Below are 25532 nucleotides of genomic sequence, written 5' to 3'. Positions count from 1 at the left end.
GCTGCAATAATTAAGAGCGGCCTGCTTCCCGCAGGCGCCGCCACAGCGTGGTGCGGCTGATGCCGAGGTACTGCGCTGTCGCGGCGCGATCGCCATTAAATTGCGCCAGAGCGGCCTTAACGTCTGATATGACGGGCGCAGGCGGCTCGGGCGATAACCCGACGCAAACCAGCTCCGGCAGCCAGCCGCAGAGCTTCTGTTCACTCAATGCCTCCGAGGGTTCGGCGCTTAAAAACAGCGCCAGCCGCTGCATCATGTTACGCAACTCGCGAATATTCCCGGGCCAGCTATAGCCCTGCAACCGTTGTCGGCAGGAAAAAACGGCCTGCATCCAGGCGGCGGTAAATGGCACGCTCAGCTCCGCCAGCGCCTGTTTCAGATACCACTGGGCCAGCTCCATGACATCCTGCTCTCGCTCACGCAGCGCGGGCAGGCTCAGGCGCAGCGTATTGAGCCGATAAAACAGATCGGGGCGAAACTCGCTGCGGCTCACTGCGTTTTCCAGGCTGCAGTGGGTGGCGCTGATAATGCGCACCTTCACCGGGATAGGGCGCTGTCCGCCAACCCGGGTGATTTCTTTTTCTTCCAGCACGCGCAGCAAGCGGCTCTGCAGAGGCAGCGGCATTTCACCGATCTCATCGAGAAACAGCGTGCCCCCATCGGCCGTTTCAAACAGGCCGGCGCGCCCACCGCGGCGGGAGCCGGTAAACGCCCCCTCTTCATAACCGAATAACTCCGCCTCCAGCAGCGATTCGGCAATGGCGCCGCAGTTGATGGCAACGAACGGAGCCGCCGCACGGCGGGAAAAGTATTCCTGATGAATGGCCTGGGCGGCCAACTCTTTACCGGTGCCGGTTTCCCCCTGGATGAGCACCGCTGCGGATGAGCGGCCATAAAGCGCGATCGTGCGGCGAACGTTCTCCATCATTGGTGAATCGCCGCGCAGGTGGTTTACCCCATAACGCGCGCGCAGGGTTTCGCGGCCAGAGGGGGGCTTGCGCGGTTGGGCCGCGCCTTGCAAGGAACGTGTCCTGCTCAGCGCTTCGTGAAAGGCCTGGCGCACCGTGGCGGTCGAATAGATGAGCACGCCTGCAAGCCCCGCTTCCTGAGCCAGATCGGTAATCAGCCCGGCGCCGACCACCGCCTGAACGCCTTTCGCTTTTAATTCATTGAGTTGCTCGCGCGCTTCTTCTTTAGTGACGTAGCTGCGCTGTTCCAGTTGCAAATCAAACGCGTGCTGAAATTCCAGCAGCTCCGGCAGCGTTTTTTTATAGGTAATGATGCCTACTGACGAGGCCATGCGGCGCGCCTTGGCCAATGCCTGAACGATGTCAAAACCGCCCGGTTTGATCAGCACCACCGGCACGGAAAGGCGGCTTTTCAAATAGGCGCCATTGGAGCCTGCGGCAATGATGACGTCGCAGCGCTCGGTGAGTAATTTTTGGCGGATATGCTGCACGGCTTTTTCAAAGCCCAGTTGAATGGGTGTGATGCTTGCCAGGCTGTCGAATTCCAGGCTGATATCCCGCAGCAAGTCAAACAGGCGCGTGACGGAGACGATCCAGATGGCGGGTTTGTCGCCAGCGCCGTCCGGTAGATCTGAAGAGTAAGCCATAGTATCACTACGCATGCGGAAACATAGCTATTGTTGTAGGCGCGTTTCACGCATGTTTCAAGCCAAGGGTGTGAAACGTTTCATGAAACGTTAACCGGGGCGCATTTTTTGAAATGGCGGCCTGGCTCAGCGAAGAGGTTTTATTATCTGATTGATTAACATTGTTTTTTTAGAACGTCGATTTTAAGCCAAGGTTGGTACGCCCCTTGCTTTATTGCCGATACCTGAAAATAACAGCTGTCTGCAAGAGGATAAGCCTATGACATCCCCCTCTCCGGGCCAGGCCTTTCGTGCCGCATTAAGTAAAGAAAGCCCGTTGCAAATTGTCGGGACCATCAATGCAAACCATGCGCTGCTGGCGCAACGCGCCGGTTTTCAAGCCATCTATCTTTCCGGCGGCGGCGTGGCGGCCGGCTCGCTGGGGCTGCCCGATTTAGGCATCTCCACGCTTGATGATGTGCTGACCGATGTGCGGCGGATAACCGACGTTTGCCCGTTGCCGCTGTTGGTTGACGCGGACATTGGATTCGGCGCTTCGGCCTTCAACGTGGCGCGCACCGTGAAGGCTATCGGCAAAGCCGGCGCGGCGGCGCTGCATATCGAAGATCAGGTTGGCGCCAAGCGTTGCGGGCACCGGCCAAATAAGGCCATTGTTTCTACGGCGGAGATGGTCGATCGCATCAAGGCGGCGGTGGATGCCCGCACCGATCTCAATTTTGCCATCATGGCGCGCACCGATGCGCTGGCCGTGGAAGGGATTGAGGCGGCGCTCGATCGCGCCCGGGCCTACATCGAAGCCGGGGCGGATATGCTGTTTCCCGAGGCGGTGACCGAGCTGGAGATCTACCGTCGATTCGCCGGCGCGGTGCAGGTGCCCATTTTGGCCAATATCACCGAGTTCGGCGCGACGCCGCTGTTTACTACTGAAGAATTGAAAAGCGCGCATGTTGCGATGGCGCTCTATCCTTTATCTGCATTCCGCGCCATGAATCGTGCGGCGGAAAATGTTTATCAGGTTCTGCGCCGGGAAGGCACGCAAAAAAACGTCATCGACCAAATGCAAACTCGTCACGAGCTTTACGAGAGCATTGGTTACTACCAGTTCGAAGAGAAATTGGATGCCTTATTTGCCCGCGAACGCGGCGAATGAATAAGGTTTTCTTCGCCAATATCACAGAGAGGCTGACATGACAGAGACAACGCCCCAACAGACATCGTCAGGCAATAAACCGAAAAAATCCGTTGCCTTATCTGGCGTGGTCGCGGGCAATACCGCGCTGTGTACCGTGGGCAGAAACGGCAACGATTTGCACTACCGCGGTTATGACATTCTCGAGCTGGCGCATTATTGTGAATTTGAAGAGGTGGCTTATTTGCTGATCCACGGCAAATTGCCCACCCGGCACGAGCTGGACGCGTATAAGGTCAAGCTAAAAGCGCTGCGCGACGTGCCGATGAACGTTAAAACGGTGCTGGAAGCGCTGCCCGCCGCCTCGCATCCGATGGACGTCATGCGTACCGGTGTCTCCGCATTGGGCTGCGTTTTGCCGGAGAAAGATGCACATGGCACCCCGGGCGCCCGCGATATTGCCGACAAACTCCTGGCCTCGCTCGGTTCCATGCTGCTGTACTGGTATCACTATAGCCACAACGGCAAACGCATTGAGACGGAAACGGATGACGACTCGATTGGCGGCCATTTCCTCCATTTGCTGCATGGCGCCAAGCCCACGGAAAGCTGGGAAAAGGCGATGCACGCCTCGCTGGTGCTTTACGCCGAACATGAGTTCAACGCTTCTACCTTTACTGGCCGGGTCATTGCCGGTACAGGTTCGGACATTTATTCGGCGATTGCCGGCGCCATTGGCGCGCTGCGCGGCCCTAAACACGGCGGCGCCAATGAAGTCTCTCTGGAAATCCAGCAGCGTTATGATACGCCGGAAGAGGCGGAGACCGACATCCGCAGACGCATCGAAAACAAAGAGGTGATCATCGGTTTTGGCCACCCGGTGTATACCCTCGCCGATCCCCGCCATCAGGTCATCAAACGCATTGCACATCAGCTGTCGCAGGAGGCGGGGCAGCCGAAGCTGTTCAATATCGCCGACCGATTGGAGAGCGTGCTGTGGGAAACCAAAAAAATGTTCCCTAACCTCGATTGGTTCTCGGCGGTCTCTTACAACATGATGGGCGTGCCCGCTGAAATGTTCACGCCGCTGTTTGTCATCGCCCGCGTTACCGGTTGGTCGGCGCATATTATTGAGCAGCGCCTCGACAACAAGATTATCCGGCCCGCGGCGGCCTATATCGGCCCGGAGGAACGCGCTTTTGTGCCCCTCGATCAGCGTCAATAAACCGGCGGCCGCATGGCGCCGCATTTGCCAATAATCATAAAACAGGAAGATAGCCTTATGTCCGCCTCCGTGCTCAATATCCGTCCGGATTTCGATCGTGAAATGGTCGATGTTGTTGATTATGTTATGAATTTTGAGATTTCATCTGCACTGGCATATGAAACCGCGCACTATTGCTTTCTCGATACGCTGGGATGCGGCCTGGAAGCGCTGCAATATCCGGCCTGCAGGAAGCTGCTCGGGCCAATAGTGCCGGGCACCCAGGTGCCCCACGGCGCACGCGTGCCGGGGACCCAGTTTCAGCTCGATCCGGTGCAGGCGGCCTTCAATATTGGCACCATGATCCGCTGGCTCGATTTTAACGATACCTGGCTGGCGGCTGAGTGGGGGCACCCTTCGGATAATCTGGGCGGGATCCTGGCGGTGGCGGACTGGCTGTCGCGCAATGCGGTGGCCGGTGGGAAAGAGCCTCTGACGATCGGGCAGGTGCTTGGCGGCATGATCAAGGCTCATGAAATTCAGGGCTGCATTGCGCTGGAGAACTCCTTTAACCGCGTCGGCCTGGATCATGTTTTGCTGGTGAAAGTCGCTTCCACGGCGGTGGTGGCAGAGATGTTGGGGTTGTCCCGCGACGAAATCCTCAACGCCGTCTCGCTGGCCTGGGTGGATGGCCAGGCGCTGCGTACCTACCGCCATTCACCCAATACCGGCACGCGCAAGTCCTGGGCCGCCGGCGACGCCACCTCACGCGCAGTGCGGCTGGCGCTGATGGCGCAAACGGGTGAGATGGGTTATCCCTCGGCGCTCAGCGCCAAGACCTGGGGATTTTGCGACGTGCTGTTCAACGGCGAACCGCTGCGCTTTCAGCGCCCCTATGGCTCTTACGTGATGGAAAACGTGCTGTTCAAGATCGCTTTCCCGGCGGAGTTCCATGCCCAGACGGCGGTAGAAGCCGCAATGACGCTGCATCAACGGATGTTGGCGGCAGGCAAAAGCGCAGCGGATATCAGCAAAGTGAGCATTCGCACTCATGAAGCCTGCATCCGCATTATCGATAAGCAGGGGCCGCTTGATAACCCGGCGGATCGCGATCACTGCATTCAGTATATGGTGGCTATCGCGCTGCTGTTCGGGCGCCTGCGCGCCGCCGATTACGAAGACAATGTGGCGCAGGATCAACGCATCGACAGCTTGCGCGCCAAGATCGGGTGTGTCGAAGATCCCGCTTTTACCGCCGACTACCACGATCCCGAGAAGCGTTCTATCGCTAACGCCATTACGTTGGAATTTAGCGACGGCAGCCGCTTCGAGGAGGTCGAGGTGCAATACCCGATCGGGCACGCCCGCCGTCGCCAGGACGGTATCCCTTTGCTGATTGAAAAATTCACCACTAACCTGGGGCGCCAGTTCCCGCTCCGGCAGCAGCAGCGGATTTTGGCTATCTCTTTGGATCGGCGGCGTTTAGAGCAGATGCCGGTGCATGAATACCTCGATCTGTACGTGATTTAAACGCCGTATCTGCAGCGATAAGCCGAAAAAAGGGCCGGTTTTTATGCCGGCCCTGATTATTTTCCGCCTGGAGCGTATTACTTCCTGCGATAACTCTTCTGCGCGTTGTTCACCTTCACCAGATAACGGCGTGACTCGCTGGCCGGGTGTTTGGTGGTCAGCGTCTGGTAAATGTCACCCGGCTGCATGCCGTTGATGATACTCACCGCACGGGTTCTGTCGCTGGAGAACACCCGCAACACGCTGCCTGCGCCGCCGTTATAGGCGGTGATCACCGCATAGCGGCGCGAGGTTGGGTTCTGAATGCCGCCCAGATAGTTGTTTTGCAGGATCGCCAGATATGCGGTACCGGTGTCGATGTTGTTCTCCGGATCGAACAGGTAACTGCGGCTTGGCGTGCCCCATTTCCCGCGCATCTGGAACACGTCTTTACCGGCGGTATGCTGCACAACCTGCATCAGGCCGAGCGCATCCGAACCGCTTACCGCATACGGGTTAAAGCTGGATTCGGTTTGCATGATCGCCAGGATCAGCGACTCTTCCACGCCGTATTTCTCCGACGCCTTGCGTACCATCGGCAGGTATTTGTGCGCACGCTGATCCAGGTGGTTTGGCACCAGCTGAATGGTGACCGAGTAAATCACGTGCAGGCCGGAGGTGCGTTTTTGCAACTTGGTTTGCAGCAGATAGTCGGCAAAGTGCGCCGCACGCCATTCCCAACGGATCGGCGCGCCTTTGTTATCCAGCACCTGGCCGTACAGGAACGGCTCTTTACTGATCTGGATATCGTTGACGTCGGAATAGAGATCGATTGAACCCGGATCGTCCCCCATCAGCAGGGTGCTGATGATAGCCTGGCGCAGGTGAGCGGCAGGATCGGTGGTGGCGATGGTTTCAATGGTAATCGCGCCAGAATCAAAGTTGATGTGGCTACGAGTTTCATACTGATCGGTATATTTAACGTAATCTTTTGGCCCGGCGATCAGAACCTCGTTCAGACCCCAGATATTCTCGATGTTGTGGGCAAATTGGCCCATCAGGATCTCGAAGCCGTTAGTGTCTTTGACCCAGGCTTCGTTGACTTCGTCGGTTTTCTTGCCGGAACAGGAAATCAGCAATGGCGCTATTACTAGCAAAGCTAAAATTTTCTTCATCTTAAAGCCGTATACGAGAAGTTTTGGAAGGGCCAGCGCCTGGCCCCAACAGCATTATTCGCTCGGTGGCGTATAGCCTTCGATATGGACGTCGTGCCCTTCGAACAGGAATTTGACCATTTCGGCTTCCAGCAGTTTGCGGTCATCCACGTTCATCATGTTCAGCTTTTTCTCGTTGATCAGCATGGTCTGTTTTTTCATCCATTCGGCCCAGGCCTCTTTCGAGATCTCGTTATAGATGCGTTTGCCGATGTCCCCTGGATAAAGTTGGAAGTCCTGCCCTTCGGCATCGCGCTGCAAGAAGGTACAAAAAATGGTTCTGCTCATGCTAATTCCTCATCAATGGCGCTAGCGCCAAATAAACCCTGTTGGAGCGGGGAGTGTTTTGCCAACTGTTGTAACAGGCGGTCAACCGGCGCTGCCAGCCCGACGGCGGGCGGTTGCGCCAGGTTATACCAGAGACCGACCCCCTCATTCATACTGCCGCCAGCATCGTTCATTTCCAGCCACATTGGCACGATATCGAGATGAAAATGGCTGAAAGTATGGCGAAATGCGGTCAACTGCTCCAGGCGATTGCCTTTCAGACCGCGCTGTTGCAGCCAGAGTTCCATCTCTTCGCGTTCGCTGAACTGCGGGAAGCAAAACAGCCCACCCCACAGCCCTACGGCCGGGCGTTGTTCCAGCCAGGCCCGCTCACCGTTTTGCAGCAATAAGAAGTAGGCGGTTTTTTCCGGCAGCGTCTGCTTCGGTTTTTTGCCGGGGTATTTTGCCCAACTGTGGTTAGCGTAAGCGACGCAGCCGGTATTCAGGGGGCACAGCTCGCATTTGGGTTTGGAGCGGGTGCAGACCATCGCCCCCAGATCCATCATCGCCTGATTGAACTGGCCGACGCCCTTGGCCGGGGTGACGTCTTCACTGATCCGCCACAGGCGGTTCTCTACGTCTTTCTTGCCCGGCCAGCCCTCAACCGCATAGCAGCGGGCCAGCACGCGCTTCACGTTGCCGTCGAGGATCGGATAGTGTTGACCGAGCGCCAGCGACAGCACCGCACCGGCTGTTGAGCGGCCGATGCCGGGCAAAGCGGCGATTTCTTCAAAGGTTGTCGGGAACTCGCCGCCGTGCTGTGCGACAATGGTTTGCGCCGCCTTATGCAGGTTGCGCGCGCGAGCGTAGTAGCCCAGGCCGGTCCACAGGTGCAGCACTTCGTCCAGCGGCGCTTCTGCCAAGGCGCGTACGTTGGGAAAGCGCGCCATAAAACGCTGAAAGTAAGGAATAACGGTGGCAACCTGAGTTTGTTGCAACATGACCTCGGAGAGCCATACTTGATAGGCGGTTTTATCAAGCTGCCACGGCAGGGTTTTACGGCCGTAACGCTGGTACCAGTCAAGCACCACCTGTGCGAACTGTTGTGCTTGCATCATAAGCAGATTCGATATCCGGCAGAAAATGAAGCGAGATTGCAGCATAGAGTCATGTTGCTGTAAACCGGAACTTTCCGACGTCGCACGGCAGGTATCAAGATGAACACTTGCTAAACCAAGGTATCTTTGCATAATGCGCGTTTCCCTAATTGGCAGCCAAACAGACAGAAAGCACTATGATTAATGACGTCATCTCCCCGGAATTTGATGAGAACGGTCGCGCGATGCGCCGTATCCGCAGTTTTGTCCGCCGCCAGGGGCGGTTGACCAAAGGCCAGCAGCATGCGCTGGACAACTATTGGCCGGTGATGGGCGTGGAGTATCAGGCTGAACCTGTCGATATCGCCGCTCTGTTCGGGCGCGAAGCGCCGACCGTGCTGGAGATCGGTTTTGGCATGGGCGCCTCGCTGGTGACCATGGCGAGCAACAATCCACAGCAGAACTTCCTGGGGATTGAGGTGCATTCGCCGGGCGTGGGCGCTTGCCTGGCGGACGCCACCGAAGCGGAATTGAGCAACCTGCGCGTGATGTGTCACGATGCGGTTGAGGTGCTGGAGAATATGATCCCGGACGGATCGCTGGACATGGTGCAGCTGTTTTTCCCCGATCCGTGGCACAAAGCGCGCCACAACAAACGCCGCATCGTACAGACGCCGTTTGTTGAACTGGTGCGACGCAAACTGAAAGTCGGCGGCGTATTCCATATGGCCACCGACTGGCAACCTTATGCAGAACATATGTTAGAGGTTATGAACGGGATCTCAGGCTACCGTAATCTTTCCAGCGATAATGATTACGTGCCGCGTCCGGATTCACGCCCGCTGACAAAATTTGAATTACGCGGCCAGCGTCTGGGACATGGCGTTTGGGATTTGATGTTTGAGAGGAAAGAATAATGGCTAAGAACCGCAGTCGTCGTTTACGTAAAAAGTTACACATTGAAGAGTTTCAGGAGCTGGGTTTCTCCGTAGCATGGCGCTTTGCCGAAGGCACCGCGGTTGAGGATATCGACAGCACGCTGGACGCTTTCATCGACGAAATGATTGAGCCGAATGGTCTGGCGTTTGACGGCAGCGGCTATCTGCAGTGGGAGGGGTTAATCTGCCTGCAAACCATCGGTCATTGCACCGACGAACAGCGTGAACTGGTCAAAAAATGGCTGGAAGCGCGCAAGCTGTCTGACGTTAAGGTCAGCGAGCTGTTCGATATCTGGTGGGATTGATTTTACCGGCCTGATGAGTGCGGCATCGCGCCGTGCTATTCATTGATTTAAGGTGCCTTAACGGCGCCTTAGACTGTGGACAATCCGCCGAAAAACGTGGTTTTCGGTGGGTTGGGGTAAAACAGAAAATCTGATTCTTTGTTTTTATTGGCACTCATAGCACTGCTTTTAACTACAGAGAACTTTTTCAGCATTCTCAGGTGCCTTTACGGCACCTTTGTTTTGTCCGGAGTGTGACCGAGGTGGTAACGACATTGGATAATGCGTTGCTGGATGACATCCTGCAACAGGTGCGCCCGCTGATTGGCAAAGGGAAAGTGGCGGACTATATACCGGCGCTGGCGGAAGTGGCCGCCGACCGTCTGGCGATCGCCGTTTGCACCGTCGACGGCGAGATGTTCCAGGCCGGGGACGCCACGGAACGTTTTTCTATTCAGTCTATTTCCAAAGTGCTGAGTCTGACGCTGGCGCTGACGCGCTACCAGGAACACGAGATCTGGCAACGGGTCGGCAAAGAGCCTTCCGGCCTGCCGTTCAACTCGCTGTTGCAGTTGGAAATGGAACAGGGCAAGCCGCGTAATCCGTTTATCAACCCCGGCGCGCTGGTGGTGTGCGACATGCTGCAAACCCGGCTCAGTGCCCCTAAACAGCGGATGCTGGAAGTGGTGCGGCAACTGACCGGCGAAGACGATCTGGCCTATGATTCCCGCGTGGCGCGCTCCGAGTTCGAACACTCAGATCGCAACGCGGCGATAGCCTATTTGATGAAGTCGTTCGGCAACTTCGAAAACGACGTGCTCACCGTTTTGCAAACCTATTTCCACTACTGCGCGCTGCGCATGAGCTGCGTGGAGCTGGCGCGCAGCTTTGCCTATCTGGCCAATCACGGGCGTGACCTCAGTGGGCGCGAAGTGATAAGCCCGCTGCAAGCCCGCCAGATCAACGCGCTGATGATGACCTGCGGCATGTACGACGGCGCAGGGGAGTTTGCTTATCGGGTGGGCTTGCCGGGCAAATCCGGCGTAGGTGGCGGCATTGTCGCTATCGTGCCCGATGAGCTGTCGATCGCCGTCTGGTCGCCGGAGCTGGATGCGTCCGGTAACTCTCTGGCGGGAACTGCGGCGCTGGAACTGTTGTCTCAACGGATTAGCCGTTCGATTTTTTAATCCCACCACGGAAGGGAGTCAGGAGAAAATATGTTAAAGAAAACCGGGTTAGCCTTACTGCTGTTGACCGCTTCACAGGCGCATGCCGAATATCAGTGCAGCGTTAAACCTCAGGACGACGTGGTTATCAGCCCGCAAAACGTGCAGGTGACTGGCGCCAGCGGTAATCTGCAGATTTCGGCGGATGGCGATGTCACCCGTAACGGCCAGGCGCTGAGCCTCAACGACAGCCAGCGCCAGAAAGCGTTCAGTTACCAGAGTGCGCTACGCAAAGAACTGCCGTGGATCGACAAGGGCGCGCAGCAGCATCTGGAAAAAGCTCGGGTGGCGCTGGACAAGGTGATCGTGAAGGAGCTGGGGAGCGACAGCAATGTGCGCAACCGCCTGACCACGCTGAACGACCAACTTAAGCAGCAGATGAACCGCATTATCGAACACCGTAGCGACGGCCTGGCCTTCCACCACAAGGCGATCGACCAGGTTGAGCAGGATGGCCGCAATCTCGTGCAGCAAAGCATGGGCGGCGTGCTGCAAGACAGCCTGAACGAGATGGGCGTCAAGCAGGCCGCCAGCAGCGGCGGTAACCCGTTGCAGGCGATTATGGGCAATCTGGGTGGCTTGCAGAAGGCGATTCAGAACGAATGGAACAACCAGGAGCAGGATTTCCAGAACTTTGGTCACGACGTCTGCAACCGCGTTACCGGCCTGGAAACCCAGCGTAAAGACCTGCTTAACGCGTTGAAGTAACATTAGCTTTATCGCTATCGGAGCGTTTTTTGACCTGCTGACGACTATCTGACAGACTGGCTAAACTATAATCAATTGCCAAAAGGATTTTGCATTGATGCCAGTGATATTTCGTTTTAAAGGGTATAAGTTTTTCTTTTACTCAAATGAAGGCGATCCGTTAGAACCTGCTCATATTCATGTCAGAGACGCGGGGACGGAAGCCAAGTTCTGGTTGACGCCGGTTGTGCAACTGGCACGCAATGATGGGTTTAATTCCAGAGTATTAAAAGAGTTAGCTGGAATTATTGAAGATCACCAGTCGCTGTTTTTGGAGGCCTGGAATGAGTATTTCAGCTAAAGCTGTCAGCTTTGATGAGGTGACAATGTGGGTGGAGCTGAGCGATGCCAGAATTATTGGTGTTCCGCTAACATGGTTCCCCCGGTTGCTGAATGCAACGGATGAACAACGTGCTTGCTATGAGCTGAGTGCTTGTGGGATCCATTGGGATGCGTTGGATGAAGATATTTCCGTTGAAGGTTTGCTAAAGGGGCGTGGCGATGTGACACATCGCCCCCATCAGGCGGCCTGAGACACAGGTCCGTTGACTTAATAAAAAAGCGCTGATAATTCAGCGCTTTTTGTTTATTCATCCACCAGGAACAGCTCCAGCAGCGAGTTAAGGAACAGTTTGCCTTTTTCGGTGATCTGCCAGAATTCCGTCGTTTCTTCCAGATAACCTTTCTCCAGCGCCTCATCCAACTGTGGGCGAATAACGCTTTCGTCCAGCCCGGTGTAGTTGGCGAAATCGACGCGTGGCGCGGCCTCCAGAAGGCGGAAGCGGTTCATAAAGAACTCGAACGGCCGATCTGCCGTCGTCACCTCATGCTGTTTGTCCATGTACTTGCCCTGCATAAAACCGCGCGGATGCTTGGTTTTCGCGGTGCGCAGAATGCGGCCGTCGCTGAAGGTCAGCTTGCCATGCGCGCCGCAGCCAATCCCCAGATAGTCGCCGAAGCGCCAGTAGTTGAGGTTGTGTTGGCATTGGTAGCCCGGTTTGGCGTAGGCCGAGGTTTCATACTGCTGGTAGCCGGCGGCGCTCAGCAATTGGTGGCCGCGTTCGAAGATGTCCCACAGCGCATCGTCGTCCGGCAGCACCGGCGGCCGCGAGCTGAACAGGGTGTTTGGCTCGATGGTCAGTTGGTACCACGACAGGTGCGGCGGGTTCAGAGCGATCGCCTGGCGCAGATCGTCCAGCGCCTCTTCCAGCGACTGGTCCGGCAAGCCGTGCATCAGATCGAGGTTAAAGCTGCGCAGGCCGAGATCGGTGGCCAGGTGTGCCGCACGCTTGGCCTCTTCCGGGCCGTGAATGCGCCCCAGGCGAGTTAACTTCTCCGCGCTGAAGCTTTGCACGCCGATCGAGATGCGGTTCACACCGGCGCGCTGGTAGCCGCTGAAGCGATCGGCCTCCACGGTACCGGGGTTGGCTTCCATGGTGATCTCCGCGTCATCGGCGACGCGAATACGCGCCCGCACGCCATCGAGCAGCGATTGCATCGCCTCGGCGCTCAGCAGGCTGGGGGTTCCGCCGCCGATAAAAATGGTGCTGATCTCCCGGCCGTCTACCAGCGGCAGATCGGCATCCAGATCGGCCAGCAGATGATCGACGTATTCCTGATGCGGCACTTCCCCTTTCAACGCATGCGAGTTGAAGTCGCAGTACGGGCACTTCTGCACGCACCACGGGATGTGAATGTACAAACTCAGCGGGGGCAACTTAAGCATTGCGCATGGCTTCCAGCATCAGCTTCAGCGCCTTACCGCGATGTGACACCGCGCTCTTCTCGTCGCGGCTCAGTTCGGCGGCGGTGCGGCCCAACTCCGGGACGTAGAAGACAGGATCGTAACCGAAACCACCGGCACCGGCGGATTCAAAAGCGATTTCACCCGCCCAGCAGCCGTGGAACACCAGCGGCGTCGGGTCTTCTGCATGGCGCATATACACCAGCACGCAATGGAACTGCGCGCCGCGGCTGCCTTGCGGCACGTCTTTCAGCGCTACCAGCAGCTTGTCGAGGTTTTGCTGGTCAGAGGCGTCTATGCCGGCGTAGCGCGCAGAGTAGATGCCAGGCGCGCCGCCCAGGGCGTCCACCGCCAGGCCGGAGTCATCGGCGATCGCCGGCAGGCCGGTGATTTGCGCCGCGTGACGGGCTTTCAGGATGGCGTTTTCGATAAACGTCAGGCCGGTTTCCTCGGCGGAATCCACGCCCAGCTCGGTTTGTGCGACCACGTTCAGACCGAAATCGGCCAGCAGGTCGGCGAGTTCACGCACTTTTCCCGGGTTACCGGTGGCAAGAACGACTTTTTGCATGATGACTACCTTGAACATTATTCGATAAGCGCCGCGACCACGGCGGGGATTTGTTGCGGATTAACGATGCGTAACTGTTTATGCCGCCCCAGTTCGCCTTTCTCGATAGTGACGTTGCTTTTCGCCACTTTAAACTGCTTGGCGATAAACTTGATCAGATGGGCGTTGGCCTGGCCGTCAACCGGCGGGGCGGTAATGGCGACTTTAAGTTCGTCGCCATGCAAACCGATAATCTGGTCGCGGCTGGCTTTCGGCTGAATATATAGCCTGATCGCCAGCCCGTCCAGCACGGGGGTGACTGTACTCACAGCAGGAACCAGATCTCACCGAACAGATCCATACCCAGGTAGTTGATCAGATACAGGATCAGGATCACCACCATCGCTGAAAAATCGATGCCGCCCATGGCGGGAAGAATGCGGCGGATCGGGGCCATCAGGGGTTCAGTCAACTGATACATCACATAGTCAATCGGGCTGCGGCCCTGGCTTATCCAGCTCATCAGGGCACGGATAATCATCACCCAGAAGATCAGATAACCCGCTGACTTGACCAGCGAAATCAGGCCAAACAGCAGGTTATACGGGCTGAGCGACATTGCGCCGCCCTGAATCAGCAGCAGCAGCGGATACTTGATCGTCATCAGCAGGAACGCCAGCAACAGCGAAGCGCTGTCGACAGGCCCCAGCGACGGGATGATGCGACGCAGCGGGCCGACCACCGGTTGGGTGATCTTCACCACGAACTGGGCGAACGGGTTATAAAAGTCGGTACGCGTCCACTGCATCCAAATGCGTAGCAGCAGCACCATAACGTAAAGATCAATAACGGTTTTGACCAAAAAAGTCAGCGTTAGCATGAAAGGGTCCTTCTCCTTAACTCTCGGTTATTTAAAATGATTTTTCCATTTCCTGCGCACGGGAAACCGCCGCGCGCATGGCTTTGGCCACCGTCTCCGGCAGTTGCTGCTCGTTGAACACCCGCAGCGCTTCGGCGGTGGTGCCACCTTTGGAGGTGACCTGCTCGCGCAGGGTCGATAATGGCGTGTCCGGGTTGGCTTCCACCAACGCGGCGGCGCCGGAAGCGGCCTGTTGCACCAGCTCGCGCGCGGTTTGGCTGTCGAAGCCCATGCGCTCGGCTTCTTGCTGCATGGCTTCCATAAACAGGAAGAAGTAGGCCGGTGCGCTGCCTGCGGCAGCGATGACGCCGTTGATGCCGTTTTCGTCATCCACCCAGCAAACCTTGCCGACGGAGGCCATCAAATCGCTGGTGTAGTCGCGATCCTGCTGGCTGACCTGTTGCGGCGCGTACAGGCCGCTCATGCCTTTGCCAACCAGAGACGGGGTATTGGGCATAATGCGCACGATGCTCAACTTGTCGCTCAACAGTTGGTAAAAACGGCTGACCTGAATGCCGGCGGCGATCGACAGCACCAGCTTGCCGGAGAAATCGACCTGTTGCAGCGGCTGACAGACGTCGGCCATCATCTGCGGTTTTACCGCCAGCACCACAACCTCGGCCTCGCGCGTGCAGGCCAGGTTGTCGCTGCTGCTGACGATGCCGTAGTCCGTCGCCAGCGCATCGCGGTTTTTAGCCGAAGGCGCACAGACGCTGATGAATTTAGCCGGGTATCCGCCTGCCACCAGGCCGGCGATAATCGCGCGCGCCATGTTGCCGGCGCCAATAAAGGTAATCTTACGGTGTTGCATCAAAATTCCTCGTTATATGTCAGGCCGGTGAATAATCACGAGCGCCAAAAATTGCGGTGCCGATGCGCACCAGGGTGCTGCCTGCGGCGATCGCCGCCGCCATATCATCCGTCATGCCCATCGACAGGGTATCCACCTGCGGATAGCGCTGTTGCAGGGCCAGGAAGGCGTCGTTCATCGGGCCGAACACCGCCAACTGGCGCTGGTAGTCTTCTTCCGGAGCGGGAATCGCCATCAGCCCGCGTAGCGTAACGTTCGGCAGCGCGGCTACCGCCTCCGCCAGTGCCGGTAATTCAGCCAGTACAATGCCAGATTTACTCTGTTCATCGCTGATATTAATTTGGATCAGAACGTTAAGCGGCGGCATGCCCGCCGGGCGTTGATCGCTGAGCCGCTGGGCGATACGCAGCCGATCCACCGTGTGGCACCAGGCGAAGTGCTCCGCCACCAGCCGGCTTTTATTGGATTGCAACGGGCCGATAAAGTGCCAATCCAGCGTTGCGCCTTCCGGCTGCGTGGCGAAATGCTGAACTTTATCCACGCCTTCCTGCACGTAATTCTCGCCAAAGGCACGCTGGCCGGCGGCGATGGCTTCTGCGATCGCCGCCACAGGTTTGGTTTTGCTGACTGCAAGCAGAGCGATTTCTTCTGGAGCGCGTGCGCATCCTTGAGCGGCTGTCGCGATGCGGCTTCTGACATCCTGCAGATTCTGTTGGATAGTGCTCATTATTGACCCAGGAGATTGATATGGATATCGACGAATTCGTGGCCCTTAGTGTAAAGCATAATGCTTCCGATCTGCACCTTTGTGCGGGCCATCAGCCCATGTTGCGCATTGATGGTGAACTGCAACCGCTGGAAGGGGCGGAAATACTGACTCAGGAGCGAATGCACCAGCTGTGCGGCGCGCTGCTGCAACCACCGCAACGGCAACATTTGCAGCAGCATGGGCAGCTCGATCTGGCGTTGATGCTGGCGGGCGATATCCGGCTGCGCGCCAATTTCTTTTTGCAAAGCCTGGGGATATCCATCGCGCTGCGGTTGATTGCCGGCCACTGCCCGATGCTGGCGACGTTAGCGGCGCCGGCCATTGTCCCCGCGCTGCTGCGGCGTGAGGATGGCCTGATATTGGTCACCGGCGCGACCGGCAGCGGTAAATCCACCACGCTGGCGGCGATGATTGACGACATCAATCAGCATCAACGTCGGCATGTCATCACGCTGGAAGACCCGATCGAATTTATGCACCGCAGCCGGAAGTCGTTGATTCAACATCGTGAACTGGGCCGTGACAGCCACAGTTTTGACGAAGCGCTACGCGCCGCGCTGCGTGAAGATCCGGATGTGATCCTGTTGGGAGAACTGCGTGACACCACCACCATCCGTCTGGCGCTCACTGCGGCGGAAACCGGCCATTTGGTGCTGGCGACGCTGCATACCCGCAGCGCGCCGCAGGCGGTGGATCGTTTGGTAGACGTTTTCCCGGCGGAAGAAAAGCCTTATGTGCGTGCACAGCTGGCTGCCAGCCTGCAGGCAGTGATTGCGCAAAAGCTGCTAAGCAGGCCTGGTGGTGGGCGGGTGGCAATCTTTGAGGTGCTGACGGCGACGGCGGCGGTCAGCAGCATGATCCGTGAAGGCAAAACCCATCAGCTCGCCAGCGTGCTGCAAACCGGCGCGCAGTCCGGCATGCAGACTTTCGAACAGGGGTTACAGCAGCGGATCGACGCCGGTTTGCTGGGTGGAGAAGAAGGGGTGTAACGGGCCGGTTAACCCCGTTGCCGTTCGAACCAGCTTTCCAGAATCACGACGGCGGAGGCGGAGTCTACGCTGCCTTTGTCCAGAGCGCGGAAACCGCCGCGATCGAACAGATTGGCGCGCGCTTCGACGGTGCTGAGGCGTTCGTCATGCAGCGCGACCTGTACGCCAAAGCGGCCATGCAGACGGTTGGCGAATTTGCGTGCCTGGTCGGTCACCAACTGCTCGGTGCCATCCATATTCAACGGCAGGCCGACCACCACCAGATCCGGTTGCCACTCTTTCAGCAGTTTTTCGATCTTTTGCCAGTCCGGTGAGCCGTCCTGCGCTTTGAACGCCGCCAAGGCGCGGGCGCTGCCGGTGAGTTCCTGACCTATGGCCGCGCCGATGCTTTTGGTGCCGAAGTCGAAGGCGATAATGGTGCGGTTGGTCATCAGGCGTGTCCTGCGTGGTTGGCAATGCTGCGGATATCAATGCCAAGAAGGTTGGCGGCCTCGCGCCAGCGGCTGGCGATCGGCGTATGGAACAGAATGTCGGTATCGGCTTCGATGGTGAGCCAGGCATTTTCCAGCACTTCCTGTTCCAACTGGCCTTTTTCCCAGCCGGCATAGCCGAGCGCCACCAGCACGTCATCCGGCTGCTCCGGGGTGCCCAGCGTTTCCAACACGTCTTTTGAGGTGGTGATCATGGTATCCGGCGAAATCTGGATGCTGGAGCCAAAGCCACTGCGCGGCGTATGCAGGATAAACCCGCGATCGTCCGCCAATGGGCCGCCGGCGAATACCGGCCTATCCAGGCTGATGGCCAGATTGCGAGCGGGCGGCATGATCTTCAGCTTGCTCAACACCGTTTCCACCGTGAACTGTTCCACCGGCTTGTTGATCACCAGGCCCATGGCGCCTTCTTCATTGTGCTCGCAGACGTAAATCACCGAGCGTTTGAAGCGAGGATCCTGAAGCGATGGCATGGCGATAAGAAAATGGTGCTGTAAATTCATGGCGTTATTTAAGGTAGTTGAGTGGTGATAAGTTAAACAGCCGCCAGTATGCGGCTATACCCGTCGCCTTTCAAGCCGCAGCGGCGCTCCGAAAGGTCAGGATTGCGGGCGACAGCGCCGCCCGCATGGCGGATTACTTCGCTGCCAGGCGCTTTTCGATCGCGTCCATCAGCATACCGGTGATGGAAACCGGGAAAGCCGCTTCGATTTCGCGCGCACAAGTTGGGCTGGTGACGTTGATCTCGGTCAGACGATCGCCGATCACGTCCAGGCCAACGAAGATCAGGCCTTTCTCTTTCAGCGTCGGAGCCACTGCGCGGGCAATTTTCCAGTCGCTTTCGCTCAGAGGGCGCGGTTCGCCACGGCCACCGGCCGCCAGATTACCACGGGTTTCCCCCTGCGCCGGAATGCGCGCCAGGCAGTACGGCACAGGTTCGCCGTCAACCACCAGAATGCGCTTATCGCCTTCCTTGATCGCCGGCAAGAAGTTTTGCGCCATGCAGAAACGGCTGCCGTGCTCGGTTAAGGTCTCGATAATCACCGACAGGTTAGGATCGTCCTGCTTCACACGGAAGATGGACGCGCCGCCCATGCCGTCCAGCGGTTTGAGGATGATGTCGCCGTGCTGCTGGTGGAATTTGCGGATGTGGGCTGCGCTGCGGCTGACCAGGGTGTCCGGCGTCAGCTCCGGGAACCAGGCGGTGAACAGCTTCTCGTTGCAGTCACGCAGGCTCTGAGGTTTGTTGACCACCAGCGTGCCTTTTACCTCTGCGCGCTCCAGAATATACGTCGCGTAGATGTATTCGGTATCGAATGGCGGATCCTTGCGCATCAGGATCACGTCCAGATCCTGCAGCGCCAGATCCTGCTCGGCTCCGAAGCTGAACCAGCTTTCTTTATCTTCTTTCACGCTCAGCAAGCGGGTGCGTGCGCGCCCATCACCGGCGTGCAGATAGAGATCGTTCATCTCCATGTAGTGCAGTTCCCAGCCACGGCGCTGCGCTTCGAGCAGCATGGCGAAGCTGGTGTCTTTCTTGATATTGATGGAGGCGATAGGGTCCATCACGATGCCGAGCTTAATCATTTTCTCTCCTTTAACCCAGATCGCCGAAACGTACCTGCAAAGCGGTAATTGCGGTGAGCGCTGTAGTTTCTGTACGCAGAACGCGTGGCCCCAGCAGGATATCAGTAAATCCGTAGCCAGTGGTCATCGCAATTTCGTCGGCGGATAACCCGCCTTCCGGCCCAATCAGCAGGCGGACATGGTCCACCGGCAGCGGCAGGGTATTGATGCTGTGGCTGGCGCGCGGGTGCAGGTTAAGCTTCAGACTGCCGTCCTGCTCGGCGCACCAGGCTTCCAACTGCATGGCCTCGCGAATTTCCGGAATGCGGTTGCGGCCGCATTGTTCACAGGCGGCGACGGCGATTTTCTGCCATTGCTGAATTTTTTTCGCCAGACGTTCGCCGTCCAACTTGACGCCGCAGCGTTCGGAAAACAGCGGGGTGATGACGTTAACGCCCAGTTCGATGGATTTCTGAATGGTGAACTCCATCTTCTCCCCGCGGGAAATCACCTGGCCCAGGTGCAGATTGAGCGGTGACTCGCGGTCTTCCAATTGGCCGGCGCTGAGTTGCACCTGCACGCTTTTCTTATCAACCCGAACGATCTCGGCGTTAAACACCCGGTTGCTGCCGTCGAACAGCTGCAACGTCTGGCCGGCGCTCATACGCAGCACGCGCCCGACGTGGTTGGCAGCGTCTTCGCTCAGCGCGATTTCCGCATTGTCGATCAAGGGTTGCGGGTGATAAATGCGGGGTATACGCATGTGAATATTCGATCCTGACTAATGTGCAGTCATCAGTGCTGCAGCTTGAAAAAAAAAGAGTATATACCCAAAGTAATTGAAGCTGCAGCAAGGCGGCAAGTGAGTGCATCCCGATGAGCTTACTTAAGTAAGTGATTCGGGAGACAAATCTGCCGGGAGCAGATTTGAACGCTGCTTGCAGCGGCCCCTTAAGGGGCGTGGCCCACGGATGGGCCACGTAACCGTAAGCAGCCAACACCGCTGCAGTTTTAAGTACGAAGGGGATTTAGCCTTTTCGTTGCTGGCAAGCCTGTTGAATATAGGCGTTATGGTTGCCCTGAACCTTAGCGATGCGTGCTTCACGCAGACATTCCCATTGGCTGACCGGATATTGGCGGTTCCACACCTCGAACAACTGGGTTTGTTGGCGCGAAAGCCGAAGTTGGTAACGGTCGCGCATATAGAAATAGGTGCGTGCGATAGCGCCGCGGGCCCGCGCCGGCGGCTCAGCCTGCTTATTTTTGAAGTCCACTTTCATCGGGCATTCGCCGTACTGGCCTTCACCGCCTTTCCACTGACTGTACATAAAGTTGTTGCGATCGCCGTTCACTTCCCCGATCGCCGGCTGCAGGTTGTGCAGATCGGTTTCGATCTGGCGGTAGGTCGCGTCTTTATTGCAGTTTTTGCGGCCGCCCTGTTGCCAGCATTGCAACTGGTGGCCGAACTGCCAGGCCGGCACCACGTGTTCCCATTCAATGCGCTGTGCGCGCTGGACGTTTTTACGCGCCTGATAGCCGCAGCTGTTGAGGTCAGGAATGCCTTTTTTACCCTGCCAGTCGATCCGGCATCCGCAGTAAAAAGAGCCGGGCGCGTCCTGATTGATTTTGGCCGCTGCGGTCTTGGCCTGAGAGAAATTATTGATGCCGTGGGCGTGCGCGGCACCTGCAATGAAAACTACCATAAACAGAATTTTGCGAAGCATATTCCAAAACAGCTCGAAATTGGAAAAAGCAGGCAGGGTAATGGAAGTTTACAACAGTGGCAAACGTCCCCGTCGCCTTTCAAGCTACAGCGTTGTTACCTGCACTCGTTCACCCCAGTCACTTACTAAAGTAAGCTCCTGGGGATGAACGAGCTGGGCGCCTAGCTGTAACTCGAAATTCATAGGGGGATACGCGTGATTCTCTCGATTAAACAGGCTCGCCGGCGAAAAATTTCAGCTTTTCACCGCACTGGCGACAGCGGTATTCGCTTTCACCGCGCAGCACCCGATTATGACGGCGCACGGTGAGCCGATGCTGCTGACAACCGCACAGATAGGGGAAGGTTTTGCTCTGCACCGAGGCGATTTCGAACTGGTGGGTGCGGCTGGCGGGCACCTGCAAGACGTTTTCCATCATCTGGCGCCATTCACGGCCATGTGGCGGCACGCGGCCAAACTGGCGGAACACCAGTAGGTGCGCCAGCTCATGCGGCACCACTTCGTCGATAAACGGCTGCTGATTTTCCATTAACAGCACCGGATTCAGCCTGATTTCCCAGGCTTGCAGCCAGGCGGTACCCGCAGTGGTGCCGCGTTGCTGGTAAACGACTTTGGGTTCAGGAAACTCGACGGAAAAATGCTGGCGGGCCAGCTGGAGCTTTTCCCGCAGGCAGCGCATTACCGCTTGTTGCAGCGCAATGGGGATTCTTACTTTATTCATTGTGGGTAGCTTAAGCAAAGGCGCACCGGCTGGCAATAAGACGAAAAACTATTTCCGCGTTCACTCCCAGCAGGTTTTTCACCGCATTGATAAGCCGATCGTCTCTGATGGATTGTAATCAATGTGTTAACTGCGGGATAATAAAGCGTGCATGCTGAGTCTGTACCCGCAGCGCTCATCGTATGAGGTTGGAAAAAACACCTGAAGTAATGCCTTGCTGATATAGAGGTTATTATGCGATTCAGCGCAATAACCGACTGATTAAAAATAAGTAAGGTGTGGGCAGTTTTTTGCCGCAGCCTGCCCCGGGCATGCTGAGTAAGTGTGAATTTAACGCAGCTGATGTTGCAAGTGAGAGATCAATGTCGAATAAACCGTTCCATTATCAAGATCCGTTCCCGCTGAAAAAAGACGATACCGAATACTATCTGCTGAGCCGCGATCACGTTTCTGTGAGTGAGTTTGAAGGCCAGGAAATCCTGAAAGTTGCCCCCGAAGCGTTAACCCTGCTCGCCCAGCATGCTTTCCATGACGCTTCGTTCATGCTGCGCCCGGCGCACCAACAGCAGGTTGCCGATATTCTTGACGATCCGGACGCCAGCGAAAACGATAAGTACGTTGCGCTGCAATTTCTGCGTAACTCAGAAATCGCCGCCAAGGGTATTTTGCCAACCTGCCAGGACACCGGCACCGCGATCATCATGGGGAAAAAGGGCCAGCGTGTCTGGACCGGCGGTGGCGATGAAGAAGCGCTGTCGCGCGGGGTGTACAACACCTTTATCGAAGACAACCTGCGTTATTCGCAAAACGCCGCGCTGGACATGTACAAAGAGGTCAACACTGGTAGCAACCTGCCGGCGCAGATCGATCTCTACAGTGTGGACGGTGAAGAGTACAAGTTCCTGTGCGTCGCCAAAGGCGGCGGCTCGGCCAACAAAACTTATCTGTATCAGGAAACCAAGGCGCTGCTGTCGCCGGGCAAGCTGAAAGATTACCTGGTCGATAAAATGCGCACGCTGGGCACCGCGGCCTGTCCGCCTTACCACGTGGCGTTTGTCATCGGGGGCACTTCGGCTGAAGCTACGTTGAAAACCGTCAAGCTGGCGTCGACCAAGTACTACGACGGCCTGCCGACCGAAGGCAACGAACATGGTCAGGCGTTCCGTGATGTGGCGCTGGAAGAAGAGTTGCTGAAAGAAGCGCAGAACCTGGGGCTGGGCGCGCAATTTGGCGGTAAATACTTCGCGCACGATGTCCGCGTGGTGCGTTTGCCGCGCCATGGCGCATCCTGCCCGGTTGGCATGGGCGTTTCCTGCTCCGCTGACCGCAATATCAAGGGCAAAATCAACCGCGACGGCATTTGGCTCGAGAAGCTGGAGCACAATCCGGGCAAATTTATCCCGCAGGAGCTGCGTCAGGCCGGAGAGGGAGAGGCGGTCAAGATCGACCTCAACCGCCCGATGGCCGATATCCTCAAGCAGCTGTCGCAGTATCCGGTATCGACCCGTCTGTCGCTGAGCGGCACCATCATCGTGGGTCGCGACATCGCGCACGCCAAGCTGAAAGAGCGTCTGGATCGCGGTGAAGGTTTGCCGCAATACGTTAAGGATCACCCGATTTACTACGCCGGTCCGGCCAAAACGCCGGACGGCTACGCCTCGGGTTCGTTGGGGCCGACCACCGCCGGGCGCATGGACTCTTACGTCGATCTGCTGCAATCTCACGGTGGCAGCATGATCATGCTGGCGAAGGGCAACCGCAGCCAGCAGGTGACGGATGCCTGCAACAAACACGGCGGTTTCTACCTTGGCAGCATCGGCGGCCCGGCTGCGGTTCTGGCGCAGCAAAGCATCAAGAGCCTGACCTGTGTGGAATACCCGGAACTGGGGATGGAAGCGATCTGGAAAATCGAAGTGGAAGATTTCCCGGCGTTTATTCTGGTGGATGACAAAGGCAATGACTTCTTCCAGAAGATCCAGGCCGGCCAGTGCTCGCGCTGCGTGAAATAACCCGTCAAAAACAGTTGCCGCCTGATAGGGGCGGCAACTTTCAGACTGAACTTCATCCTGTGTAAAGTCCTGTTGCCCGCTGGACGCCTTGTTTTAACCTGTATACCCTACGCACAAAGCAGTAAAACGTGCGCACCGGCATATTTGGAACGGAAGGTTCGGTAAGAAAATGGGAACGCAGGAAAATCACATCAGGGATCTGCTGGTCTGGATTGAGGACAATCTGACTAATCCGCTGTCATTGGATATTGTGTCCGCCAAATCAGGCTACTCGAAATGGTATCTGCAGCGGCTTTTCAAGATGCAGACCGGTCTGTCGCTGGCGTCGTATATTCGCGCACGACGTTTGTATCTGGCCGCTTTTGCTTTGCGTTTCACGCGAAAGAGCATTCTTGATATTTCCGTAGAATATCAATTTGATAACCAACAAACCTTTTCCCGCTGTTTCAAAAAGCACTTTGCCGAATCCCCCAGCGTCTACCGCCATGCTCGCAAGCAGGACTTCAGCCATCTGGTTCGTTCGCTGTCCGCCGGTCAGCCTGGCGATATTAAGGTCGATCGCGTCACCGTTGATAAAGGCCAGTATCTCCTCAGAGGGAAAAATTACGCCTATCACCTGGACATCGAACATCTGGATAAGTCACATCTGCATCTGCGCAGCGGAATCAAAGAGAATTTCTACACGCTGCTTGGCGGCCGTCCGCCGTTGATCTACGCGCTGACCCATTTGAGCCCGGATGGGGAAAGGGTCAGGGTGGATTATGCTCTCGGTGTTGAAGCGGACAGTTCGGTCGATGCCGTTCCCGAGCTTGAGCCGCTGCCGGACATCCACGGCGATTTTTGCCGCTTTTGTTATTCCGGCAAGCCGGTGGCACTGAACGACCACGTGGTGCAGATATACACTCAGGTATTGCCGGAGCTAGGTCTGGCCCGCCGGGAAGGACCTGACCTGACGTTGTTCAGATATTCGCTCAATGAGCGGGAGGAGCTGCATCTGGAGCTTCAGCACCTGGTACCCGTAATTCCTCTGGACTGAAAGGGCGGGCCGCTGCGCGATTTTTCTGTTGCACGATATCGGCCATCACTGCCAGGGCGATTTCCGCCGGCGTTTTACTGCCGAGAGGCAGCCCGATTGGCGCATGAATACGCTCCAGCTCTTGTGGGCTGAACTCGGCAATCTGCTGCAGGCGCTGGCGGCGGCGCGCGCTGTTGCGCAGCGAACCCATGGCGCCGATGTAAAATGCCGGGGTATGTATGGCCTCCATCAGCGTCAGATCGTCCATCCGCGGGTCGTGAGTCAGCGCCACAATGGCGGTATTGGCGTGGCACCCACCGTCCTCGATAAATTTGGCCGGGAACTGGCGCAGCAGCGTCACGCCGGGCCGGAGCTGGGGGGCGAAGTTATCCAGCGCCTCCGGGCGGTTTTCACACACCAGCACTTCGAACCCCAACGAACCGGCGAAATCGGCGCAATACAGTGCCACGCTCGACAGCCCGGCAATCAGCAGGCGCGGTGCAGCGGCGATATTCAGCGTGATTTGTTGCCCATGGCGTTCCACCTGGGTGGCGCTGGCGAAGTCGGTCAGTTCCAGGTTGCGGCAGGCATCGGGCAAGGTCAGGCGTTTGACCAACGCGTGGTGTCCGTCCAGTGCGCCGGCGATTTTTGTCAGGTAGCCGATGCTGTCGTCACCGACCGGCAGGTATTCAATCAGCACGTCCAGCACGCCGCCACAGGGCAACGCCACGTTCGGCTCCAGGCCGCCTTCACCGTAGCGAATCACCTGGCTGGCCGCCAGATACTCCCCGGCCGCCACGCGTCGCAAAAAATCCTCTTCCACGCAGCCGCCAGACAGCGAGCCGCAGTAATGCCCGTTCTGAGTTGCCGCCAGCAGCGCGCCTGGCGATCGCGGCGAGGAGCCGTAAGTATTCAGTACGGTACACAGCCACACCGGCTGCTGTTTTAGCCAGCTTATCGCCTGGCTGACCACGGTGATATCAAGATGCTGCATAGA

General features: G+C 57.2%; 29 protein-coding genes. 12 read left to right on the top strand and 17 right to left on the bottom strand.

Going from position 1 to position 25532, the window contains the following annotated elements:
• Positions 1 to 10: 10 nt before the first annotated feature.
• Positions 11 to 1615: a propionate catabolism operon regulatory protein PrpR gene (prpR, locus tag JEM67_RS23475; protein ID WP_199638446.1), complete on the bottom strand. Its 1605-nt coding sequence runs from the start codon at positions 1613 to 1615 to the stop codon at positions 11 to 13.
• Positions 1616 to 1874: 259 nt separating this feature from the next.
• On the opposite strand from prpR, the gene prpB reads away from it, so the two are divergent.
• From prpB to JEM67_RS23460, 3 genes are read left to right on the top strand one after another with little or no spacing between them, the layout of a single operon-like run.
• Positions 1875 to 2765, top strand: coding sequence for a methylisocitrate lyase (gene prpB, locus JEM67_RS23470; protein WP_199638444.1), 891 nt, complete (start codon positions 1875 to 1877; stop codon positions 2763 to 2765).
• Positions 2766 to 2802: 37 nt separating this feature from the next.
• Entirely contained in the window at positions 2803 to 3969 is a 1167-nt protein-coding gene (gene prpC / locus JEM67_RS23465) for a bifunctional 2-methylcitrate synthase/citrate synthase (RefSeq protein ID WP_199638442.1), read from the top strand.
• A gap of 57 nt (positions 3970 to 4026) precedes the next feature.
• The gene (locus tag JEM67_RS23460) at positions 4027 to 5478 is read left to right on the top strand and encodes a bifunctional 2-methylcitrate dehydratase/aconitate hydratase (RefSeq protein WP_199638440.1); all 1452 of its coding nucleotides are present in this window, start codon (positions 4027 to 4029) and stop codon (positions 5476 to 5478) included.
• Positions 5479 to 5555: 77 nt separating this feature from the next.
• Here the strand turns inward: JEM67_RS23460 and mltC are convergent, their stop codons facing one another.
• From mltC to mutY, 3 genes are read right to left on the bottom strand one after another with little or no spacing between them, the layout of a single operon-like run.
• The gene (mltC, locus tag JEM67_RS23455) at positions 5556 to 6632 is read right to left on the bottom strand and encodes a membrane-bound lytic murein transglycosylase MltC (RefSeq protein ID WP_013814494.1); all 1077 of its coding nucleotides are present in this window, start codon (positions 6630 to 6632) and stop codon (positions 5556 to 5558) included.
• A gap of 54 nt (positions 6633 to 6686) precedes the next feature.
• Positions 6687 to 6959 (bottom strand): oxidative damage protection protein, encoded by a 273-nt coding sequence (locus tag JEM67_RS23450; protein WP_004948040.1) that lies wholly within the window; start codon positions 6957 to 6959, stop codon positions 6687 to 6689.
• The gene (gene mutY, locus JEM67_RS23445) at positions 6956 to 8056 is read right to left on the bottom strand and encodes an A/G-specific adenine glycosylase (protein WP_370576177.1); all 1101 of its coding nucleotides are present in this window, start codon (positions 8054 to 8056) and stop codon (positions 6956 to 6958) included. Before mutY ends, JEM67_RS23450 begins: the two co-directional genes overlap by 4 nt.
• 176 nt (positions 8057 to 8232) lie before the next feature.
• Here mutY and trmB point away from each other — a divergent pair, with 176 nt between their 5' ends.
• The 6 genes from trmB (at position 8233) to JEM67_RS23415 (ending at position 11763) form a co-directional block, all read left to right on the top strand.
• Complete coding sequence (trmB, locus tag JEM67_RS23440; protein WP_004948035.1) at positions 8233 to 8952, top strand: tRNA (guanosine(46)-N7)-methyltransferase TrmB; 720 nt, start codon at positions 8233 to 8235, stop codon at positions 8950 to 8952.
• Positions 8952 to 9278 carry a YggL family protein gene (locus JEM67_RS23435; protein WP_062868636.1) on the top strand — a complete coding sequence of 109 codons (327 nt, stop codon included), beginning with the start codon at positions 8952 to 8954 and terminating at the stop codon, positions 9276 to 9278. Before trmB ends, JEM67_RS23435 begins: the two co-directional genes overlap by 1 nt.
• A gap of 242 nt (positions 9279 to 9520) precedes the next feature.
• On the top strand, positions 9521 to 10444 hold the full coding sequence (gene glsB / locus JEM67_RS23430) for a glutaminase B (protein WP_063200555.1): 924 nt from the start codon (positions 9521 to 9523) through the stop codon (positions 10442 to 10444).
• Positions 10445 to 10474: 30 nt separating this feature from the next.
• A complete protein-coding gene (locus JEM67_RS23425; RefSeq protein ID WP_004948025.1) occupies positions 10475 to 11191 on the top strand; it encodes a DUF2884 domain-containing protein in 717 nt (238 codons plus the stop codon).
• Between the two features lie 97 nt (positions 11192 to 11288).
• Positions 11289 to 11531: a DUF4160 domain-containing protein gene (locus JEM67_RS23420; protein ID WP_199638436.1), complete on the top strand. Its 243-nt coding sequence runs from the start codon at positions 11289 to 11291 to the stop codon at positions 11529 to 11531.
• Positions 11515 to 11763, top strand: coding sequence for a DUF2442 domain-containing protein (locus JEM67_RS23415; RefSeq protein WP_013814488.1), 249 nt, complete (start codon positions 11515 to 11517; stop codon positions 11761 to 11763). Before JEM67_RS23420 ends, JEM67_RS23415 begins: the two co-directional genes overlap by 17 nt.
• A gap of 53 nt (positions 11764 to 11816) precedes the next feature.
• Here JEM67_RS23415 and hemW read toward each other — a convergent pair whose 3' ends face one another.
• The 6 genes from hemW to JEM67_RS23385 are packed head-to-tail and all read right to left on the bottom strand — an operon-like array spanning position 11817 to position 15978.
• Positions 11817 to 12956 carry a radical SAM family heme chaperone HemW gene (gene hemW / locus JEM67_RS23410; protein WP_199638435.1) on the bottom strand — a complete coding sequence of 380 codons (1140 nt, stop codon included), beginning with the start codon at positions 12954 to 12956 and terminating at the stop codon, positions 11817 to 11819.
• The gene (locus tag JEM67_RS23405; RefSeq protein WP_199638433.1) at positions 12949 to 13542 is read right to left on the bottom strand and encodes an XTP/dITP diphosphatase; all 594 of its coding nucleotides are present in this window, start codon (positions 13540 to 13542) and stop codon (positions 12949 to 12951) included. The genes hemW and JEM67_RS23405 overlap by 8 nt, the downstream gene beginning before the upstream one ends.
• Before the next feature lie 17 nt (positions 13543 to 13559).
• Complete coding sequence (yggU, locus tag JEM67_RS23400) at positions 13560 to 13850, bottom strand: DUF167 family protein YggU (RefSeq protein ID WP_199638431.1); 291 nt, start codon at positions 13848 to 13850, stop codon at positions 13560 to 13562.
• On the bottom strand, positions 13847 to 14401 hold the full coding sequence (locus tag JEM67_RS23395) for a YggT family protein (protein ID WP_004948012.1): 555 nt from the start codon (positions 14399 to 14401) through the stop codon (positions 13847 to 13849). The genes yggU and JEM67_RS23395 overlap by 4 nt, the downstream gene beginning before the upstream one ends.
• Before the next feature lie 31 nt (positions 14402 to 14432).
• On the bottom strand, positions 14433 to 15251 hold the full coding sequence (proC, locus tag JEM67_RS23390) for a pyrroline-5-carboxylate reductase (RefSeq protein WP_199638429.1): 819 nt from the start codon (positions 15249 to 15251) through the stop codon (positions 14433 to 14435).
• A gap of 19 nt (positions 15252 to 15270) precedes the next feature.
• On the bottom strand, positions 15271 to 15978 hold the full coding sequence (locus JEM67_RS23385; protein ID WP_199638427.1) for a YggS family pyridoxal phosphate-dependent enzyme: 708 nt from the start codon (positions 15976 to 15978) through the stop codon (positions 15271 to 15273).
• A 20-nt stretch (positions 15979 to 15998) separates the two neighbouring features.
• Between JEM67_RS23385 and JEM67_RS23380 the strand changes: the two genes are divergently transcribed.
• Complete coding sequence (locus tag JEM67_RS23380; protein ID WP_199638425.1) at positions 15999 to 17009, top strand: type IV pilus twitching motility protein PilT; 1011 nt, start codon at positions 15999 to 16001, stop codon at positions 17007 to 17009.
• An 8-nt stretch (positions 17010 to 17017) separates the two neighbouring features.
• Here the strand turns inward: JEM67_RS23380 and ruvX are convergent, their stop codons facing one another.
• From ruvX to JEM67_RS23350, 6 genes are all read right to left on the bottom strand, one after another.
• A complete protein-coding gene (ruvX, locus tag JEM67_RS23375; protein WP_013814482.1) occupies positions 17018 to 17440 on the bottom strand; it encodes a Holliday junction resolvase RuvX in 423 nt (140 codons plus the stop codon).
• On the bottom strand, positions 17440 to 18003 hold the full coding sequence (locus tag JEM67_RS23370; RefSeq protein ID WP_199638423.1) for a YqgE/AlgH family protein: 564 nt from the start codon (positions 18001 to 18003) through the stop codon (positions 17440 to 17442). Before JEM67_RS23370 ends, ruvX begins: the two co-directional genes overlap by 1 nt.
• A 133-nt stretch (positions 18004 to 18136) precedes the next feature.
• Positions 18137 to 19087, bottom strand: coding sequence for a glutathione synthase (gshB, locus tag JEM67_RS23365; RefSeq protein ID WP_004947997.1), 951 nt, complete (start codon positions 19085 to 19087; stop codon positions 18137 to 18139).
• Between the two features lie 10 nt (positions 19088 to 19097).
• Positions 19098 to 19829: a 16S rRNA (uracil(1498)-N(3))-methyltransferase gene (gene rsmE, locus JEM67_RS23360; RefSeq protein WP_013814479.1), complete on the bottom strand. Its 732-nt coding sequence runs from the start codon at positions 19827 to 19829 to the stop codon at positions 19098 to 19100.
• A gap of 265 nt (positions 19830 to 20094) precedes the next feature.
• On the bottom strand, positions 20095 to 20790 hold the full coding sequence (gene endA / locus JEM67_RS23355; protein WP_199638421.1) for a deoxyribonuclease I: 696 nt from the start codon (positions 20788 to 20790) through the stop codon (positions 20095 to 20097).
• A gap of 208 nt (positions 20791 to 20998) precedes the next feature.
• Positions 20999 to 21511: a SprT family zinc-dependent metalloprotease gene (locus JEM67_RS23350; RefSeq protein WP_199638419.1), complete on the bottom strand. Its 513-nt coding sequence runs from the start codon at positions 21509 to 21511 to the stop codon at positions 20999 to 21001.
• A 362-nt stretch (positions 21512 to 21873) separates the two neighbouring features.
• Here JEM67_RS23350 and fumA point away from each other — a divergent pair, with 362 nt between their 5' ends.
• Both fumA and JEM67_RS23340 read left to right on the top strand, forming a co-directional pair.
• Positions 21874 to 23520, top strand: coding sequence for a class I fumarate hydratase FumA (fumA, locus tag JEM67_RS23345; RefSeq protein ID WP_062868622.1), 1647 nt, complete (start codon positions 21874 to 21876; stop codon positions 23518 to 23520).
• 169 nt (positions 23521 to 23689) lie between these two features.
• Entirely contained in the window at positions 23690 to 24556 is an 867-nt protein-coding gene (locus JEM67_RS23340; RefSeq protein WP_199638417.1) for a helix-turn-helix domain-containing protein, read from the top strand.
• Here JEM67_RS23340 and JEM67_RS23335 read toward each other — a convergent pair.
• Positions 24492 to 25529, bottom strand: a complete 1038-nt coding sequence (locus JEM67_RS23335; RefSeq protein ID WP_199638415.1) for an XdhC family protein — start codon at positions 25527 to 25529, stop codon at positions 24492 to 24494. The two genes, JEM67_RS23340 and JEM67_RS23335, sit on opposite strands and share 65 nt — an antisense overlap.
• Positions 25530 to 25532 lie beyond the last annotated feature (3 nt).

Origin of the sequence: Serratia sp. PAMC26656, from assembly GCF_016469055.2 — a bacterium.
GTDB lineage: Bacteria > Pseudomonadota > Gammaproteobacteria > Enterobacterales > Enterobacteriaceae > Serratia > Serratia plymuthica.
The sequence above is the reverse complement of the archived record's forward strand: the minus strand, read 5'-3'. Positions and strand labels throughout refer to the sequence as shown.

What these genes read in the sequence shown, in the direction of transcription:
- prpR (WP_199638446.1), bottom strand. Translation starts at nt 1,615, where the DNA reads ATGGCTTACTCTTCAGATCTACCGGACGGCGCTGGCGACAAACCCGCC.
- prpB (WP_199638444.1), top strand. Translation starts at nt 1,875, where the DNA reads ATGACATCCCCCTCTCCGGGCCAGGCCTTTCGTGCCGCATTAAGTAAA.
- prpC (WP_199638442.1), top strand. Translation starts at nt 2,803, where the DNA reads ATGACAGAGACAACGCCCCAACAGACATCGTCAGGCAATAAACCGAAA.
- JEM67_RS23460 (WP_199638440.1), top strand. Translation starts at nt 4,027, where the DNA reads ATGTCCGCCTCCGTGCTCAATATCCGTCCGGATTTCGATCGTGAAATG.
- mltC (WP_013814494.1), bottom strand. Translation starts at nt 6,632, where the DNA reads ATGAAGAAAATTTTAGCTTTGCTAGTAATAGCGCCATTGCTGATTTCC.
- JEM67_RS23450 (WP_004948040.1), bottom strand. Translation starts at nt 6,959, where the DNA reads ATGAGCAGAACCATTTTTTGTACCTTCTTGCAGCGCGATGCCGAAGGG.
- mutY (WP_370576177.1), bottom strand. Translation starts at nt 8,056, where the DNA reads ATGATGCAAGCACAACAGTTCGCACAGGTGGTGCTTGACTGGTACCAG.
- trmB (WP_004948035.1), top strand. Translation starts at nt 8,233, where the DNA reads ATGATTAATGACGTCATCTCCCCGGAATTTGATGAGAACGGTCGCGCG.
- JEM67_RS23435 (WP_062868636.1), top strand. Translation starts at nt 8,952, where the DNA reads ATGGCTAAGAACCGCAGTCGTCGTTTACGTAAAAAGTTACACATTGAA.
- JEM67_RS23425 (WP_004948025.1), top strand. Translation starts at nt 10,475, where the DNA reads ATGTTAAAGAAAACCGGGTTAGCCTTACTGCTGTTGACCGCTTCACAG.
- JEM67_RS23420 (WP_199638436.1), top strand. Translation starts at nt 11,289, where the DNA reads ATGCCAGTGATATTTCGTTTTAAAGGGTATAAGTTTTTCTTTTACTCA.
- JEM67_RS23415 (WP_013814488.1), top strand. Translation starts at nt 11,515, where the DNA reads ATGAGTATTTCAGCTAAAGCTGTCAGCTTTGATGAGGTGACAATGTGG.
- hemW (WP_199638435.1), bottom strand. Translation starts at nt 12,956, where the DNA reads ATGCTTAAGTTGCCCCCGCTGAGTTTGTACATTCACATCCCGTGGTGC.
- JEM67_RS23405 (WP_199638433.1), bottom strand. Translation starts at nt 13,542, where the DNA reads ATGCAAAAAGTCGTTCTTGCCACCGGTAACCCGGGAAAAGTGCGTGAA.
- JEM67_RS23395 (WP_004948012.1), bottom strand. Translation starts at nt 14,401, where the DNA reads ATGCTAACGCTGACTTTTTTGGTCAAAACCGTTATTGATCTTTACGTT.
- proC (WP_199638429.1), bottom strand. Translation starts at nt 15,251, where the DNA reads ATGCAACACCGTAAGATTACCTTTATTGGCGCCGGCAACATGGCGCGC.
- JEM67_RS23385 (WP_199638427.1), bottom strand. Translation starts at nt 15,978, where the DNA reads ATGAGCACTATCCAACAGAATCTGCAGGATGTCAGAAGCCGCATCGCG.
- JEM67_RS23380 (WP_199638425.1), top strand. Translation starts at nt 15,999, where the DNA reads ATGGATATCGACGAATTCGTGGCCCTTAGTGTAAAGCATAATGCTTCC.
- ruvX (WP_013814482.1), bottom strand. Translation starts at nt 17,440, where the DNA reads ATGACCAACCGCACCATTATCGCCTTCGACTTCGGCACCAAAAGCATC.
- JEM67_RS23370 (WP_199638423.1), bottom strand. Translation starts at nt 18,003, where the DNA reads ATGAATTTACAGCACCATTTTCTTATCGCCATGCCATCGCTTCAGGAT.
- gshB (WP_004947997.1), bottom strand. Translation starts at nt 19,087, where the DNA reads ATGATTAAGCTCGGCATCGTGATGGACCCTATCGCCTCCATCAATATC.
- rsmE (WP_013814479.1), bottom strand. Translation starts at nt 19,829, where the DNA reads ATGCGTATACCCCGCATTTATCACCCGCAACCCTTGATCGACAATGCG.
- endA (WP_199638421.1), bottom strand. Translation starts at nt 20,790, where the DNA reads ATGCTTCGCAAAATTCTGTTTATGGTAGTTTTCATTGCAGGTGCCGCG.
- JEM67_RS23350 (WP_199638419.1), bottom strand. Translation starts at nt 21,511, where the DNA reads ATGAATAAAGTAAGAATCCCCATTGCGCTGCAACAAGCGGTAATGCGC.
- fumA (WP_062868622.1), top strand. Translation starts at nt 21,874, where the DNA reads ATGTCGAATAAACCGTTCCATTATCAAGATCCGTTCCCGCTGAAAAAA.
- JEM67_RS23340 (WP_199638417.1), top strand. Translation starts at nt 23,690, where the DNA reads ATGGGAACGCAGGAAAATCACATCAGGGATCTGCTGGTCTGGATTGAG.
- JEM67_RS23335 (WP_199638415.1), bottom strand. Translation starts at nt 25,529, where the DNA reads ATGCAGCATCTTGATATCACCGTGGTCAGCCAGGCGATAAGCTGGCTA.